Genomic DNA, 13,391 nt, shown 5'->3' with positions numbered 1-13,391 from the left:
CGTTGGACTTTCGTCCAACGCCGCTTTTTTATTATGCGATCCTTCAGCCGTCGTCCTCGATAAGGCCGTAGCCGCCGCTGGCGCGCTTATAGACGACAGCGAAAGCCCCTGCGTCGTCCTCGTTTTTGAAGGCGAAGAAGGTGTGGCCCAGCAAGTCCATCTGGAGCACGGCCTCCTCCACCGTCATGGGCTTAATGGGGAAGCGCTTGGTACGCACCACCTCAAATGCCTCCTCCGGCTCGTCGGGGACGAAGGAGACGTCCTCCTCCGGCAGGCGGACGAAGGCGTCCTTGCGCAGGCGCTTTTCCAGCCGGGTCTTGTGCTTGCGCAGCTGCCGCTCAATGTCGGCCACAGCGACGTCGATGGAGGCGAACATATCCGTCGTGCTCTCGGAGGCCCGGAGAATGGTGCTCCCGGAGCGGACGGTGACCTCGGCGTTGTTGCGCCCCTTTTCTACACGAAAGACCACAGAGGCCTCGGCCTCTGTCTGAAAGTAGCGATCCAGCTTGCCCACCTTTTTCTCGGCGTACTCGTGGACTTTCTTGGGCAGAGAGACCTTTTTGTCAGTGAACGTAAACTTCATGACTTGTCAGCTCCTTTCGCCTTGGGGGCGGTATCTTTGGGAGGATCGGGCCGTGCCGCAAATTCCTCTGGAACTATCATACCACGAGTTTACCAAAAAGTCATCTGTTTTTTGACGAAAATTGTTAAAAATATAAAAACGGCCCCAGAGAGAGCAGGGGGCCGCAGGCGGCGGATCTCGACAAAAGTAGTGTTTGACATTTTTTGGGTTTTATGGAATAATAAGGACGTGGTTTGGAGGGCCGGCAAAGGCCGGCCGGACAGTACCCATGTTCATTCCATTCTCCCCGTACCGCGTTTGGGCGTCCCGTCTTCGGGACGCCCCTTTTTTTCTATTCGGCCTCTTGAGGATCCGGATACTCGCCATAAGTGGTGAGCTGTTCCACCACTGGCTTAACGAGGGCGGTGGGGATGGCGAAGCCCAGGGCTTCAATGGGCTGAAGGGTGGAGGCCATCTTCATATTGGTGATGCCCACCACCTGGCCTGCGGCGTTGACCAGAGCGCCGCCGGAGTTGCCGGGATTCAAAGCGGCGGTGGTCTGAATGAGGGTCATGCCGTCCTGCCCGGTGGAGAGGCTGCGGTCGATGGCGGAGATGATTCCGTCGGTCATGGTGCCCCGCAGCGCTTCCCCCAGGGGGTTGCCGATGGCATAGGCGCTGTCTCCCACCCGGAGCTGGGAGGAATCCCCGAACTGGGCGGCGGTGAGTCCCTCTTGCTCCACCTTCAGCACCGCCAGGTCGGTGCCGCCGTCATAACCCACCAGCAGGGCCTCCAGCTGCCGGCCGTCAGAAAAGACCGCCTCCAGGCGGGCGGCGCCGGCGATAACGTGGGCGTTTGTGATGATGTAGCCGTCCTCCGACATGACCACTCCGGTGCCCTGAGCGATCCCCTCCGAGACAAAGGAGCGGATGCCCACAACGGCGGGACTGATCCGGTGGTAGATCTCCTGCGGGGTGAGAACATCCTGGCCGGGGACGGCCAGAGTGAGGCTCCGCCGCTCCAGAGGAGCTCTGGGGACGGTGGTGCGCTCCAGCTCCTGCGTCCAGTCGCTCCACACCGGGGCCTCAGGCAGAAGTCCCCCCCAGGGCTGGGGGAGAAAATCTTCCCAAACGTCCCCCTGGCTCACCCGGTAGCAGACCCCTGCCCCGGACAGGAGCAGGATGAGGGCAAGGGAGAGGGCGAAGCCCCGGAGGGCCCCCTTTTTGGCTTTGGAGCCCTTGGAGCGGAGGGGCCGCCGGCGGAAGTCAGGGGTGTGGAAGGCGGGCGCGTCCTGGGCCGGGGGCGTCTCTCCCGGCAGAGGGCCGTAAGGCGCAGGGGGCGGGGAGAGCTGCCAGTCCGGACGGCGCGCTTGCGCAGATCCATCCCACGCGCGCGCTTCCAACTCCTCCCGATCCATGGCAAACCCTCCTTTCTCTGCGGTGGAGACGGCTCAGGCCAGGGTGAGGGTGAAAGTGAAGGTGGTCACCTGCTCCTCACTGCTGACGGAGATGGTCTCCTTGTGGTTGTCGATGATAGTCTTGACAATGTAGAGGCCCAGCCCCACGCCGTCCCGATCCTCGCTGCGGGAGTGGTCGGTCTTGTGGAACCGGTCGAAGACTTGATTGAGCTCCTCTGGCGGGATGGTCTCCCCCGTGTCGCTGACCGATACCAGGGCCTTTTCCCCCTTGACCGCCACGCCCAGCTTCAGGATGGAACCGGGGGCGGCAAATTTGATGGCGTTGTCCAGCAGGTTGTAGCATACCTGGGTGATGGCGTCCGGGTCGCCCCAGACGGTGACAGGCTCCTCAGGCAGGTCGGTCTCCACATCCAGGCCCCTGTCATTGATCTTACCCTCCAGGCTCACCAGCACCCGCAGAAGAAGCTCGCTGACGTCGAAGCGCTCCTGTGCGGTGACATTCTCGCTGGACTGGAGCCGGGAGAGATCCAGCATCCGCCGCACCAGGCGGCTGAGCCGCCGCGTCTCGGAGGAGATAGTGGTGAGGGCGGCGGCCTCCTTTTCCGGGGGGATGGTGCCGTCCAGGATCCCGTCGGCAAAGCCGGCGATGGTGGTCATGGGGGTCTTCAGCTCGTGGGAGACATTGGCGATAAACTCGCTGCGCTGGTGATCGCTCTTGGCCAGGGAGTCGGCCATGGCGTTGAAGGATTCGGCCAGCTCTCCCACCTCGTCCTTTCGGTTCTCGCAGCCCTCCACCCGCACGTCGAACTCCCCCTGGCCGAAGCGGCGGGCGGCGGCGGCCATGTCCTTCAGCGGCTTGGTCAGCCGCAGGGAGGTGAAGGAGGAGATGGCGGAGGCCAGCAGGAACACGATGCCGGCGGCCAGGATAAAGATGGAGGCGAAATCCCGCCACAGCTGAGTGAGGCTGGAGCTCTCGTTGATCACGAACACCACGCCCCGCTGGTAGGTCTGGCCGGTGATGGCGGAGCGCTGCAGGATGGGCGTGGCCACCACGTAGGATTTGGCCACCAGCCCCCCCAGGTCGGACAGGCGGGCGTAGCCCGCGGGGCCGGACGCCTCCTCCATCACATCGGCGGGAATGGCCCCCTGGAGCAGGGAGTTGGTGCCCTGGCTGGCGGCGGAGACGGCAAAGGCGATGTCCCCGTTGTTCTCCGCCAGGATCACCGTGGAGCCGGAGATGCTGGACAGGGAGGAGATGTAGAGCTGATAGGCGCTCTCCTGCACGCTGGAGCCCAGAGTGGACAGGTAGGCGCTGGTAAAGGAGGCGATGTGGCTGGCGTTGTGTTCCATGTTCTCCCGCTTGTCGCTGATGACGTACTGGTAGCTCAGGCCCGCGAAGGCGCCGCCCAGCAGCAGGAAGGACAGGAAGATCATGCCGGCCATCATGGCAAACTGCCGCCGGTAGAGGCTTTTCACTGGCCGGTCACCTCGAATTTATAGCCCACGCCCCACACCGTCTTCAGGCTCCACTTGTCGCTGACGTTCTCCAGCTTCTCCCGCAGGCGCTTGATGTGTACGTCCACAGTGCGGCTGTCGCCGAAGTAGTCGAAGCCCCACACCTCGTCCAGCAGCTGGTTGCGGGTAAACACCCGGTTTGGGGAGGAGGCCAGGTGGTAGAGAAGCTCCAGCTCCTTGGGGGGCGTGTCCACCCGCTTGCCGTCCACCAGCAGCTCGTAAGCGTCCAGGTTGATGGTGAGCTTATCAAAGGAGAGCTTTTTCTCGCCGGCGGCGTCCTCTTCGCCAACCGTACGGCGCAGCACGGCGTGGATGCGGGCCAGGACTTCCTTGGTCTCAAAGGGCTTGACGATGTAGTCGTCGGCGCCCTCCTCCAGGCCGGTGACCTTGTCGGAGGTCTCCCCCTTGGCGGTGAGCATGATGACAGGGGTCTTGCTCTCGGCCCGGATCTTTTTCAGCACCGACCAACCGTCCATGACCGGGAGCATGATGTCCAGCAGCACCAGGTCAGGGCCGAAGGAGCGGAACAGCTCCACCGCCTTGCCGCCGTCCGGGGCGATCTGGATGTCATAGCCCTCCTTTTCCAAATAGAGGTGAAGAAGCTGCGCAATGTTGCTGTCGTCCTCTACGATCAGGATCTTCTGTGCCATGGTGGGTTCTCCCTTCTGCTGTAAAGCGTCTATTGCGGTTTTTTCTATTATATAACTTTTTTCCTTCGGATTCGATGAATGAACTGTGAATTTTCCATCAGTCCACAAAGGAGTGGTCCACCTGCACCACCGTCATGTACTTGGGATCCTTTTCCCTGGCCAGCCGGCTCAGCTCCCGGCGGATCTCCTCGTCGGAGAGGGGGCAGGAGTGGGGGGCGACCACATCGAAGATCAGGTTGGTGTGGCTGGGGCCTGCTGTCATGCGGAAGTCGTGGAGGGTCATGGCCGGGTCGATCTGCTGGGCCAGGGCCAGGATCTCCGAGCGGACGGCGTTGATATGGGCGTCGTCGGTGACGATGGGATCCATATGTATGGTGGCGATAAGGCGGTATTTCTGGGCCAGCTCCCGCTCCACGTTGTCGATGATGTCGTGGGTGGCGGCCATGTCGGCGTCGATGGACACCTCGGCGTGGAGGGAGGCCATCACATGGCCGGGGCCGTAGTCGTGCACCATCAGGTCGTGGACGCCGGCGATCTCCGGGTGGCTGAGGACGGTCTGGCGGATGCCCTCCACCAGAGCGGGGTCGGGGGCCTTGCCCAGCAGAGGATCAATGGTGTCCTTGGCGGCCTCCCACCCGGCCCGGAGGACGAAGGCGGCCACCACCACGCCCACCCAGCCGTCAATGGACACCTGGGCAAAATGACTGACCAGCAGGCCCAGCAGCACTGCGCCGGTGGCCACGCAGTCAGAGAGGGAGTCGGCGGCAGTGGCGGCCATGGCGGCGGAAGAGATGCGGCGGCTCAAAGACCTGTTGAACAGGTACATCCACAGCTTGACCGCGATGGAGGCGCACAGGATCCCCACAGACAGCCAGGAGAAATGGACGGCCTCAGGACGGAGGATCTTCTCCAGGGCCCCCTTGGCCAGCTCCACCCCCACCAGCAGAATGGCCGCGGATACCGCCAGGCCCGCCAGATACTCCATACGCCCGTGGCCGTAGGGATGATCCCGGTCAGCGGCCTGACCCGCCATGTGGAAGCCCACCAGAGTCACAAGAGAGGAGGCGGCGTCGGAGAGGTTGTTGAAGGCGTCGGCGGTGACGGACACCGCCCCGGTGAGAAGTCCGGCGATGAATTTGCCCATGCACAAAAGCACGTTGAGCAGGATCCCGGTGATGCCGGACAGGGCGCCGCAGCGCTCCCGCACCTCCGGAGACTGGACGTCCTGGTAATTGGGGACAAAACGGCGCAGGAGAAATTCTGTCAAGGCAAACGCCCCCTTTTTAAGATGTAGGATATGGGTCTGATTATCTCACGGATCGGCCGCAACGTCAACGGGAAACAGGGGGAAAAACAAGCCGCCCCCAGAGGAGACGGCTTGATCAATCCAGATTTTCCGGCATGAACTGCTCCAGAGGAAGGAGCGGGGAGAGCTCCACCAGAAGAAGGGGGAACCCGCCGGTCAGATCGCTCCGGAGAGGCGTTTTTACGATCTCGCTGGGCTGGGACGGTGGGGTTTGGGGAAGAGAGAGGGTCACGGACAGCCCGCCGCCGGCCCGGTCATGCCACATCACCGTGCCCTTGTGGAGCCGGGCGATCTTTTTGACCATGTCCATACCCAGGCCCACGCCGCCGGGCGTTTTGAGGAAGGGGTCAGCCCAGGAGGTGGCGCTGAGCTGGGGATCGGCGCCCATGCCGGGGCCGTTGTCCTCCACCGTCAGGAGGATGCTGCCGCCGCTCAGGGCCGCGCGCAGCCACACCTTGCCGCCCTCGCCCGCGGCCTGGATGGCGTTGGTCAGAAGGTTCAGCAGAGCCTGCTCCAACAGCAGGGGGTCGGCCATGGTGGAATAGTCGCCGCTGTCCACAGACCAGGAGAAGTCCACCTTCAGATCGGCGGCGATGTGCTCCAGGGACTCTCCCAGCCGGCGGCACGGCTGGGCCACGTCGATGAGCTGAGACTGGAGGATGGGCGTGCTCCCATGGACAAACTCCAGGTGCTGAATGGTGCGCATCAGGCGGTAGAGGGCCTGGTCGGACATGGCCAGGCAGTCCAGATCCCGTTGGACGCCCTTTTCCCGCACCAGGGCGGTGAGGAGATGGTTGGCGGAAAAGAGGGTATTGATCTGTTCCCGCAGCTCCCACAGAAGCCGCCGATAGGTTTCCTCGTCCATATCCATCCCTCCATTTCCTCCAGTTTGCGCAAAATCTTGTTTAAAAGTATACCAAAATATGGGGCCAGCAACAACACCTTTTGACAAAATTTGTCGTTTCTTGTCGAAAGTGTGAAATAAGAGGTGCAAAAACTGTAAAAAATTTCCCCAGAATCAGCAAAATTCCCCTTTGCAAATAGAAGGAATTGGGATATAATGATGGGCGCAAGCATCGTTAATACTATAACAAAGGAGTAATGAACATGAGCATCAAAGTTGGCATTAACGGCTTTGGCCGGATCGGCCGTATGGTCTTCCGGGCCAGCATCAATCATCCTGACATCGAGATCGTGGGTATCAACGATCTGTGTCCTGCCGACTACCTGGCCTATATGCTGAAGTACGACACCATGCACGGCCAGTTCAAGGGCGAGGTCTCCTCCGACGACAAGGGCATCATCGTCAACGGCAAGACCATCCCCGTCTTTGCCGAGCGGGATCCCGCCAACATCCCCTGGGGCAAGCTGGGCGCGGAGTACGTGGTGGAGTCCACCGGCCTGTTCCTGACCAAGGAGAAGGCCCAGGCCCACATCACCGCCGGCGCCAAGAAGGTGGTCATGTCCGCCCCCTCCAAGGACGACACCCCCATGTTCGTGTGCGGCGTGAACCTGGACGCCTACACCCCCGACATGCAGTTCGTCTCCAACGCCTCCTGCACCACCAACTGCCTGGCCCCCATCGCCAAGGTGCTCAACGACGCCTTCGGCATCAAGGATGGCCTGATGACCACCGTCCACTCCACCACCGCCACCCAGAAGACGGTGGACGGCGTTTCCATGAAGGACTGGCGGGGCGGCCGCGCCGCCTCTGGCAACATCATCCCCTCCTCCACCGGCGCCGCCAAGGCCGTGGGCAAGGTCATCCCCGCCCTGAACGGCAAGCTCACCGGTATGTCCATGCGGGTGCCCACCCTGGACGTGTCTGTGGTGGATCTGACCGTCAACCTGGCCAAGAGCGCCACCTATGACGAGATCTGCGCGGCCATGAAGAAGGCCAGCGAGGGCGAGCTGAAGGGCGTTCTGGGCTACACCGATGAGGATGTGGTCTCCAGCGACTTCCTGGGCGATCCCCGCACCTCCATCTTCGACGCCAAGGCCGGCATCGCCCTCACCGATACCTTCGTGAAGGTGGTCTCCTGGTACGACAACGAGATGGGCTACTCCAACAAGGTGCTGGATCTCATCGAGCACATGTACAAGGTGGATCATAAGTAAGACAGATATTCAAAGCGATAAAAATGCTCCCTCTTGGGTCATAGACCCAAGAGGGAGTATTTTTATAAGAGTGCAAAAATCGAACTACTTCATTTATTGATGAAGCTGTCCACGTCTATGCCGAAGCTCTGCCCAGAGCCCGAAAAGGAGCAAGAGAAGGGAGAGGGGCAGGAGCAGGAGAAAGATCAAAATATTGACCCAGGCCGGATCTCCCGCGGCCCGCCGGGCCAGCAGGGCGGAAAAGGAGAAATACTCCCAAAACCGGGGGCCCTCCGACTGGGAGAGCAGAATGGTACACAGAGTGTTGAATACCGGGATGAGGAGGCTGGTCGTCAGCGCCAGTACGCCGGCCTTCAAAAGAGGGCCTGTGGGGAGCCAGCGTACACAGGCCAGGTATCCCCAGCCGAAGAGCGTCCCTGCCGCCGTCAGGGGATAACCCACCCCCAGCAGCCAGTCTCCTCCGGTAAAGGCCCAGATCACCGTCAGCAGAAGAAAAAGCCAAGCGCTGGCCCAGCAGGCGGACAGGATCACGGCTTTTCCCGGGAGCCGGCAAATAGCCCAGACGCCCCAGGGAAGGGCCAGACAGGCCACCGTAATGGCCAGGCCACCGGCCAGCCAGTGTCCCCCGGCATACCGCCAGATAGAGGCCAGCAGCAATGCCGTGCAGATGGAGGCCGCCCCCAGGCACATGGGGATCCGGTTTCTTTTGATCCGAAAAGGCAGGTTGGTAAAGCAGGCGCTCAGACTGACGGCGGTGAGGACGATCCAAAACCAGTCCAGCCTGTGATAAATGGCGATGTCGCACACAAAGCACACCGCAATGGCAACGAGATATCCCACAGCAAAGAAGCGCCGCAGCCCTGCCACTGTCCGCCGCCAGTGGTGGGCGGCCTTTTCCTGGGCGTGGGCCTGGTCGTCGTCACAGGCGGCGAAGAACTCGTGCTCTGAGATGCCCAGCTGTCCGCAGATGGCGGGAACCAGAGACACATCGGGATAGGAGAGGCCCCGCTCCCACTTGCTCACGGTGGATTCGGTCACATAGAGCCTCTGAGCCAACTCCCTCTGGGTCATGGCTTTTTCCAGCCGCTTTTTGCGGATGTATTCTCCGAAGGGACGTTTTTCTTCCATAGGGCAACGCTCCTGTCATAGTTTGATCGGCGCCGCTTTCACACTATCCCATAGGCTGTAAAAAGTCAATAAAAATGTCCGATTCCCGCCTCGACTGTCAGGAAAGTCCTTGGGAGAGAAGGGCTTTCGGCGCAAAAAGAAGCTGCCGCAGGATGAAACCTGCGGCAGAAGGCGATAGGGGTTCGGCTGCGTTCGTCCCGGGCGTTACTCGATGTTCTTCGCCCTTTTATCCCGGACGTAGATGTGCTTCACGTTGGGCGCGCTGGTGGGGCGGGCGTCGATCTCGAAGCGGTCGATGGACTTGACCAGGGTGGTCAGCTTCTCAAAGCCGTAGTTCCGGGGGTCGAAGTCGGGCTGCTTCCGGGGCAGGATGTTGCCCAGCTCCCCCATGAAGGCCCAGCCGTCCTCGTCGGACACGTCCTGGATGGTGGCGGCAATGAGATCCACGATGGTCTTGGGGATGGGCCTGCGGGTGGAGGAGAAGTGGGGGTGGGGGGCGTCCTTCTCCCCGGTTTTCGCCTCGGCCCCCCGGATGACCTCCACATAGATGAATTTGTCACAGGCCACGATGAAGGGGGTGGGGGTCTTTCTCTCCCCGATGCCGTAGACCTTCAGCCCCGCCTCCCGCAGGCGCAGGGCCAGCCGGGTGAAGTCGGAGTCGCTGGTGACCAGGACAAAGCCGTCCACTTGGTTGGAGTAGAGGATGTCCATGGCGTCGATGATCATGGCCGAGTCGGTGGAGTTCTTCCCGGTGGTATAGCTGTACTGCTGGATGGGGATGAGGGCGTTTTCCAGCAGCAGGGGCTTCCAGGAGCCCATGTTGTCCATGGTCCAGTCCCCGTAGATGCGCTTGACGGTGGGGGTGCCGTACTTGACACACTCCGCCATGATCTGGCTCAGGGCGGTGCGGGGGGCGTTGTCCGCGTCGATAAGGACGGCCAGACGGGGTTCCGTATTCTCCATGGCTGCTCCCCTCAATCGCTGAGGACGAAGTGGCAGAAGCGGAGCATCTCAAACCAGTCGTCGGAGGAGAAGCAGACGTTTTTCTCATCCTCCAGAACGGCGCCGGGATAGAAGCTCTTGGAATAGGCGGTGGGGTGCTCCCGGAAGCGGACGGTCATTTCAAAGAAGTCGGGCATGGGCACCAGACAGTGCTTGGCGTTCTTGATGGCCCGCTTGGCCCCCTCCTTGATCTCCTTCACGGCTACGTCGGGGTGCATGGACACGGTGGCGCCGCCCCGGCCCTCGTTGACGGCCACGGTGGTGATGCCGGGGATGAACTCCTGGGCGAAGTCGCACAGGGACTTGTCCCCGGAGAGGAACACCACGGGAACTCCGTAGTAGCCGGCGGTGTAGGCGTTCATCATGAACTCGCTCATGCGCACTCCGTTGAGGGTCACATACTCGTTGCGCAGGTTCATGGTGTGGCTCAGGGGATTGCCGCCGCAGGCGGCCCAGGCGTGGTAGCCGGTGAAGAGCACCGCACCGAAGTCCCCGGCGTCCAGCCCGCTCATCATACTGAGGGGGTCTCCAGACCAGCCCCGCATGATGTGGACGCACTCGGGCAGTGCGGCGGGATCCAGGTTCCGGGCGGAGTCATGGGCGTCCTTGACGAAGATCTTGCTGTCCTTTTCAGCGGAGAGCACTCCGTCGCAGGCGGCCCGGACTTCCCGGGTCATCTGTTTCTGGAAGGGGACATAGTCCCGGGGGGTGGAGCGCTCGGTCTCCGCCCAGTTGGTGATGCCGCAGGTGCCCTCGATGTCGGCGCTGATAAATACATTCATGGCGATCCCTCCTTGATTGATGGGTCAGTAGCTTTATTATAACATAGAAGCGGGCCTTTGCAAGGAAGATGATTGAAATTTTCCCCGATACCCAGTATAATGGTACAAGACTATGCCGGGAAGGGGGGAGGCGCCATGAAGGAACTGGAAGAGCTGCCCATCCCCCTTCTGAGCTGGTATAAGGACAACGCCCGCACCCTGCCTTGGCGCAGCGATCCCACCCCGTACCACGTCTGGGTCTCGGAGATCATGCTCCAGCAGACCCGGGTGGCGGCGGTGCTGGGCTATTACGCACGGTTTCTGGAGGCGCTGCCCACGGTGAAAGCGCTGGCGGAGTGTCCGGAGGAGCAATTGATGAAGCTATGGCAGGGCCTGGGCTATTACAGCCGGGCCCGAAACCTGCAAAAAGCCGCCCGGCAGGTGATGGAGGAGTTCGGCGGGACATTTCCCGGCAGCTATGAGGAGATCCGCGCCCTTCCCGGCGTGGGGGACTATACCGCCGGCGCCATTGCCTCCATCGCCTTCGGCCTTCCCGTCCCCGCGGTGGACGGCAATGTGCTGCGGGTGGTCTCCCGCCTTACCGCCGACCGGCGGGAGGTGACCCGCCCCCAGACCAAGGCGGTATTCACCCAGGCCCTTCGGGAGATCATGCCCACCCGCGCCCCCGGAGACTTCAACCAGGCGCTTATGGAATTGGGGGCGACGGTGTGTCTGCCCAACGGCGCACCCCTGTGCGAAAAATGTCCGGCCGCCGGCTTCTGCGCCGCCCGCCGGGAGGGTACGGAGCAGCAGCTGCCTGTCAAGGCTCCCAAGCGGGCGCGGCGGGTGGAGGAACGGGTAGTTTACATAATACTTTTGGACGGCAAGGTGGCGCTTCGCCGCCGGGGGGAGAAGGGACTGCTGGCGGGGCTGTGGGAGTATCCCAGCGAGCCCGCCCCCTGGCCCTGCCCTGTGGCGGGCAAGGCGAGCTTTGCCGCCCAGGGGAAGCACATCTTCACCCATATCGAGTGGCGCATGAGCGCCTACACGGTGGCGGCGGAGAGCGATGAGCTTCCGGTGGGCTGGGTGTGGGCGGACAGGGCGGCCCTTCAGGGGACGTACGCCCTTCCCAGCGCCTTCGCTCCGTTTTCCCACATCGTAGAGGAACACATCCGATAAACACCAACAAAGAAAAGGTGGAATGACATATGGCAAAGCTCTATTTCCGGTACGGGGTCATGGGCTCCTCCAAGTCGGCCAACGCCCTGATGGTGCGCTACAATTATGAGGAGCGGGGCCAGAAGGCGCTGATGGTCAAGCCCGATATCGACCAGCGGGAGGGGAAGGCCATCGTCAATTCCCGCATCGGGCTCAACTACCCCTGCATCTGGTTTGATGAGCTGCGCGCCATGCCCCCTTCGGAGATCAGGGACTGGCAGTGCATCATCGTGGACGAGGCCCAGTTTCTCACCCGGGAGGAGGTCAAATTCCTCACCGACGTGGTGGACGACCTGGGCGTACCCGTCATCTGTTACGGCCTGCGGGCCGACTTCAAGGGGGATCTCTTCCCCGGCTCTGAGGCGCTGCTGGCCTGGGCGGACATCATCGAGGAGGTCAAGACCATCTGCTGGTGCGGCCGAAAGGCCATCTGCAACGCCCGCTTCGACGAGACCGGCAAGGTGCTCAAGGAGGGGGAACAGGTGGTGCTGGGGGCCAACGACAAGTATATCGGCCTGTGCCGCAGGCACTGGAAGGAAGGAAAGTTAGGCCCGGACACTTGAGAGAGCCGGGCAGCTGCCGGTCTCAGTGGGAGGTGAGAGCGTGACCTTTGACGAACTGAAGGAGAAAGCCCACGCCCTGCCGCTGAAGCCGGGCGTGTACATCATGCAGGACGCCAAGAACGAGGTCATCTATGTGGGCAAGGCCAAGGCGCTGAAGAACCGGGTCTCCCAATACTTTGCCAACCTGGCCTCCCACACCGAGAAGACCCGGGCCATGGTACACTCCATCGACCACTTCGATGTCATCGTGGCCGACAGCGAGTTCGAGGCCCTGGTGCTGGAAAACTCCCTCATCAAGCGGCACCAGCCCCACTACAACATCCTGCTCAAGGACGACAAGGGCTACCCCTACATCCGCCTGGACGTGAACGCCGACTATCCGCGGTTTTCCCTGACCAATAAGGTGGCGGAGGACGGATGCCGCTACTTTGGCCCCTACGGCAGCCGCAGCGCCACCTGGGATATTCTGGAGGCCCTGCGCGCCGCCCTGAAGCTGCCCTCCTGCAACAAGAAATTTCCCCGGGACGTAGGCAAGGAGCGGCCCTGCCTGAACTACCACATGGACTTGTGCGACGGTTACTGCCGGCCGGAGATGAGCCGGGAGCGGCACCAGGAGGTCATGGAGCAGGCCATTCGCCTGCTGGAGGGCCGGTTCAAGGAGGTCACCGCCGATCTCACTGCCGAGATGGCGCTGGCGGCGGAGGAGATGCGCTTTGAGAGAGCCGCCGAGCTGCGCGACCGCATCCGGGCCATCGAGCTGCTGGGTAAACGGCAGAAGGTGGTGGCCGGCTCCCTGGCCGATACCGACGTGGTGGGTTACCACCGGGGCGCCGCCAAAAGCTGTTTTGTGGTGCTCCACTATGTGGAGGGCGACCTGGCCGCCAAGGACTGGGACTTGATGGAGACCCCCATGGAGGAGGATGAGGGCGAGATCCTGTCCACTCTGGTGCGGCAATATTATGTCAACCGAAGCCGACTGCCCAAACAGATCCTCCTCCCCCGGGAGCTGGAGGATGAGGTGGCGCTGACCCGCCTGCTCTCTGAGGGCTGCGGACACCGGGTGGAGCTGGTCACGCCCCAGCGGGGGGCAAAGATGGATCTCATCAAGCTGGCAAACAAGAACGCCGTGGAGGGGGGGGGGGGGGGGGGGG

General features: G+C 62.1%; 13 protein-coding genes. 4 read left to right on the top strand and 9 right to left on the bottom strand.

What is annotated here, in order from left to right:
* Positions 1-43 precede the first annotated feature (43 nt).
* From hpf to NFR87_RS09715, 6 genes are all read right to left on the bottom strand, one after another.
* Positions 44-583, bottom strand: a complete 540-nt coding sequence (gene hpf, locus NFR87_RS09740; protein WP_251449204.1) for a ribosome hibernation-promoting factor, HPF/YfiA family — start codon at positions 581-583, stop codon at positions 44-46.
* A 331-nt stretch (positions 584-914) separates the two neighbouring features.
* On the bottom strand, positions 915-1,979 hold the full coding sequence (locus tag NFR87_RS09735; protein WP_251449202.1) for a S1C family serine protease: 1,065 nt from the start codon (positions 1,977-1,979) through the stop codon (positions 915-917).
* 33 nt (positions 1,980-2,012) lie between these two features.
* A complete protein-coding gene (locus NFR87_RS09730) occupies positions 2,013-3,455 on the bottom strand; it encodes a HAMP domain-containing sensor histidine kinase (RefSeq protein WP_251449194.1) in 1,443 nt (480 codons plus the stop codon).
* Positions 3,452-4,144, bottom strand: a complete 693-nt coding sequence (locus NFR87_RS09725; RefSeq protein WP_251449192.1) for a response regulator transcription factor — start codon at positions 4,142-4,144, stop codon at positions 3,452-3,454. Before NFR87_RS09725 ends, NFR87_RS09730 begins: the two co-directional genes overlap by 4 nt.
* Positions 4,145-4,241: 97 nt before the next feature.
* A complete protein-coding gene (locus tag NFR87_RS09720; RefSeq protein ID WP_251449190.1) occupies positions 4,242-5,411 on the bottom strand; it encodes a cation diffusion facilitator family transporter in 1,170 nt (389 codons plus the stop codon).
* 115 nt (positions 5,412-5,526) lie between these two features.
* Positions 5,527-6,315 carry a sensor histidine kinase gene (locus NFR87_RS09715; protein WP_251449188.1) on the bottom strand — a complete coding sequence of 263 codons (789 nt, stop codon included), beginning with the start codon at positions 6,313-6,315 and terminating at the stop codon, positions 5,527-5,529.
* Between the two features lie 242 nt (positions 6,316-6,557).
* Here NFR87_RS09715 and gap point away from each other — a divergent pair, with 242 nt between their 5' ends.
* Complete coding sequence (gap, locus tag NFR87_RS09710) at positions 6,558-7,568, top strand: type I glyceraldehyde-3-phosphate dehydrogenase (RefSeq protein WP_251449186.1); 1,011 nt, start codon at positions 6,558-6,560, stop codon at positions 7,566-7,568.
* Positions 7,569-7,661: 93 nt separating this feature from the next.
* On the opposite strand, the gene NFR87_RS09705 is transcribed toward gap, so the two are convergent.
* The 3 genes from NFR87_RS09705 to NFR87_RS09695 all read right to left on the bottom strand — a co-directional run bounded on the left by NFR87_RS09705 (position 7,662) and on the right by NFR87_RS09695 (position 10,480).
* Positions 7,662-8,696, bottom strand: a complete 1,035-nt coding sequence (locus NFR87_RS09705; protein WP_251449184.1) for a helix-turn-helix domain-containing protein — start codon at positions 8,694-8,696, stop codon at positions 7,662-7,664.
* Between the two features lie 204 nt (positions 8,697-8,900).
* Positions 8,901-9,659 carry an NYN domain-containing protein gene (locus tag NFR87_RS09700; protein ID WP_251449182.1) on the bottom strand — a complete coding sequence of 253 codons (759 nt, stop codon included), beginning with the start codon at positions 9,657-9,659 and terminating at the stop codon, positions 8,901-8,903.
* Positions 9,660-9,670: 11 nt separating this feature from the next.
* On the bottom strand, positions 9,671-10,480 hold the full coding sequence (locus tag NFR87_RS09695; RefSeq protein WP_251449180.1) for a M55 family metallopeptidase: 810 nt from the start codon (positions 10,478-10,480) through the stop codon (positions 9,671-9,673).
* A gap of 135 nt (positions 10,481-10,615) precedes the next feature.
* Between NFR87_RS09695 and mutY the strand changes: the two genes are divergently transcribed.
* The 3 genes from mutY to uvrC all read left to right on the top strand — a co-directional run.
* A complete protein-coding gene (gene mutY / locus NFR87_RS09690) occupies positions 10,616-11,638 on the top strand; it encodes an A/G-specific adenine glycosylase (RefSeq protein ID WP_251449178.1) in 1,023 nt (340 codons plus the stop codon).
* A gap of 29 nt (positions 11,639-11,667) precedes the next feature.
* Positions 11,668-12,240 (top strand): thymidine kinase, encoded by a 573-nt coding sequence (locus NFR87_RS09685; protein WP_251449176.1) that lies wholly within the window; start codon positions 11,668-11,670, stop codon positions 12,238-12,240.
* A gap of 40 nt (positions 12,241-12,280) precedes the next feature.
* A partial coding sequence (gene uvrC / locus NFR87_RS09680; protein ID WP_251449174.1) for an excinuclease ABC subunit UvrC occupies positions 12,281-13,391 on the top strand: 1,111 nt, incomplete at its 3' end.

This window comes from Vermiculatibacterium agrestimuris (assembly GCF_943193085.1).
GTDB classification, from domain to species: Bacteria; Bacillota; Clostridia; order Oscillospirales; family Oscillospiraceae; genus Vermiculatibacterium; species Vermiculatibacterium agrestimuris.
This window is presented reverse-complemented; position numbering and strand designations above follow the sequence as displayed.